The following is a 2,400-nucleotide window of genomic DNA, read 5'->3' as shown; positions in this document are numbered from 1 at the left end:
ATTTTGCTTTCTTAGTCAAGTACATTTTATACCATTTTAGATGAGCTTACCCTGTAGTTAAATCGTCAATAATTAGTAATAGATAAAAATCACAGACTGTTATTGGAGTCAAATTCCCATATTCCTGATTGCATAAGGCTTTCAGGCTTTTTCTCAATTCTTTCATGAATAATGCAGGCTAGGTCATCGTGAGAGACAGTGATATAGTTGTCGCCCTGCCTTGTAATGGTAAAGCCAGAATTTTCAAGGGTGGTAAGGATCTCGTTACGGTTTTGGATCTGTCCATTCTCAATGTAGCCCGTCAAGTAGTTGGTGATCATCTTACGGGCATCATCCCGTTTAAGGGGTTTTTGACCATTGAGTTCTAGGCGATGGTTTTGGGCATCGATTAAAGCTTGATAACCAGGATAGTAAGTTCTAGCCCGTTGGGGGTCGTTGGGACTTGCCCATCCTTGAAAAGTATTCCAATAATCACGCCAAGGTTCAAAGTATTTATTAGAGCCTGGGGGTGCGATGTTTAAGCTTTTGCCACTGGTTAATTCAACTCTAGGGGTAACAAAGTGTAATTCCACCCGATCGCTCCCCGTGTGAGTGTGTTTGACCCATAAGATGTCGTATTGGTCAGGTTCTAGACCAGCAAAGGCCGTGTCTTCAAAGGAATTGATGACCGCTTCAAGTTGTTCGTTGGTGGGGGCATCAGATGCAGCAAAGGAGATCACACCACTTGTATATTTATGTTTGAAGTCTAACGAATCAATTACATTGATGGTTTGTTGGGGATTGCCTTTAAGGAGTTCGGGTGAAGGTTCTCTGATAATACCTTTAGCATCAGTTTCTTTGAGGATATATTCAACTGGACCGGCTCCTTTGCCTGTACCGCGATCAAAGAATTTAAGCAGCATCGTTAATCCTTTTTGAGTTTATTTAGGGATTGTTCAATGAGTCTCAAGGCTTGTATAATCTGTACAGCTTCGGCGGTTGACTTATAAGTATTTGCCCACCTAGCTATCTGATTGAGATTATTACCGATGCGAACGATTTGTCGAGTTTGTTCTTTAACTAAAGACTTGTCTGCTGCTGTCCAGGTTTTCGTTCTGGAGATAGCTTGTCGTATCAGATTAGAGAGCGTCATGCCGACAAGATCGGCTTTGTTTTGCCAAGCCAACTTTTCGGATTGGGTGACTCGAAGGGTGATAGTAGTATCGCGTTTATCAGTGGTCATTTTCTCGAAAATAAAACAAATTTCTTTTCCCATCTGCCCGTTGGGGGTTCCAGGGGGTATCCCCCTGGACAGCTACTCTGTAAGGACTTTTGGCTAGTATAGCCAAAATGTCCTTGCATAGAGTACGCTAGCTTCCCTTTCGGGAAGAACACCCACTAACACCCTAGATGGGAGCCAAATCGGTCAAATCATACAGCTAGGGGGGTAAAAAAAGCCCGTTACTAGATGTAACTGGACGTTACTAGACGTTACTAAACGTTGTTAGGTGTTACGATACGTCATCGATTTAGGGTCGGATTGGGGTCAAAAACAGGGTAGGGATCACTTTTTTGATGACGATTAGTGACGTTGAGTAGAAGTCAGTGACGAATAATGACGAGTAGCGACGTTTAGTGACATTAAATAAATCTAAAGAAAATCGGGGTTTTTTAGAAAGTTGAGAGATAAAGAAAAAAAACCACGGCCTCTGTAACTAAAAAAATGGCAGTGGATGTGTTGAGTGTAAGTCATGAGGAGTGTATGAGCGAAACATTGAATGGGGTCAACTCCATGAGTGTTGAGTCAAAAACGGATCAGCAGGAGCTACCCATTACCCATGAGTCTGAGTCTCAGATGGAAACTGCTGTTAATCATGGTGAGAACGGATATAAGGATCAAACGGGATCAGAAGCGTCTCAAAATACTAAAACCCCTCGGAAGAGATCAAAGGGGGCTAAACCTGGGACACCGCTTAAGAAGGTCACTGTCTGCTTTGATGTGGGGAGTTCTTTAAACAAAATTCTTTATCAAGTAGAAGGATCTGATGTTCAATATATGGTGATGGAACCGGAACATTTGGCGTTACCACCAGAGTCCGTTGCTTCTCTACCTGTAGATTCTGGAATGGGAAGACCTGAAGATAATGCTTGGATTCAGTTTAAGAAGGGAGAAAAGTGCCATGCAGTGGGGCGTGTAGCTGATGATTTCAAAGCGTCTGTGAATTTGAAGACGTTAAAGTGGGAAATCGCTACCCCTAAGATTTTGGGAGCCATTGGAGCGATCGCAGAACGGGAAAAGTTGGGAACCGAGTTCCGTTTAGATTTAGGGGTGTTGCTGCCTTTCGGTGAGATCACTTCAACGGAACAGTTAGCTAACCGCCGAGAAGCCCCGCACTATAAACGAGGGGGATTTATCAAACC

The 2,400-nt window shown here is 43.2% G+C and carries 2 protein-coding genes and 1 pseudogene; 1 reads left to right on the top strand and 2 read right to left on the bottom strand.

Annotated features, from left to right (window positions below):
* Window positions 1-89 precede the first annotated feature (89 nt).
* The gene (locus P9B04_RS21230; protein ID WP_342056963.1) at window positions 90-902 is read right to left on the bottom strand and encodes a relaxase/mobilization nuclease domain-containing protein; all 813 of its coding nucleotides are present in this window, start codon (window positions 900-902) and stop codon (window positions 90-92) included.
* Between the two features lie 2 nt (window positions 903-904).
* On the bottom strand, window positions 905-1,222 hold the full coding sequence (locus P9B04_RS21225) for a plasmid mobilization protein (protein ID WP_342056962.1): 318 nt from the start codon (window positions 1,220-1,222) through the stop codon (window positions 905-907).
* 519 nt (window positions 1,223-1,741) lie between these two features.
* Between P9B04_RS21225 and P9B04_RS21220 the strand changes: the two are divergent.
* Window positions 1,742-2,400: pseudogene (locus tag P9B04_RS21220) on the top strand (hypothetical protein); the annotation flags it as partial.

The sequence above is a fragment of the Crocosphaera sp. Alani8 genome (assembly GCF_038442745.1).
In the GTDB taxonomy this organism is placed as follows: domain Bacteria; phylum Cyanobacteriota; class Cyanobacteriia; order Cyanobacteriales; family Microcystaceae; genus Crocosphaera.
This window is presented reverse-complemented; position numbering and strand designations above follow the sequence as displayed.

What these genes read in the sequence shown, in the direction of transcription:
- P9B04_RS21225 (WP_342056962.1), bottom strand. Translation starts at nt 1,222, where the DNA reads ATGACCACTGATAAACGCGATACTACTATCACCCTTCGAGTCACCCAA.
- P9B04_RS21230 (WP_342056963.1), bottom strand. Translation starts at nt 902, where the DNA reads ATGCTGCTTAAATTCTTTGATCGCGGTACAGGCAAAGGAGCCGGTCCA.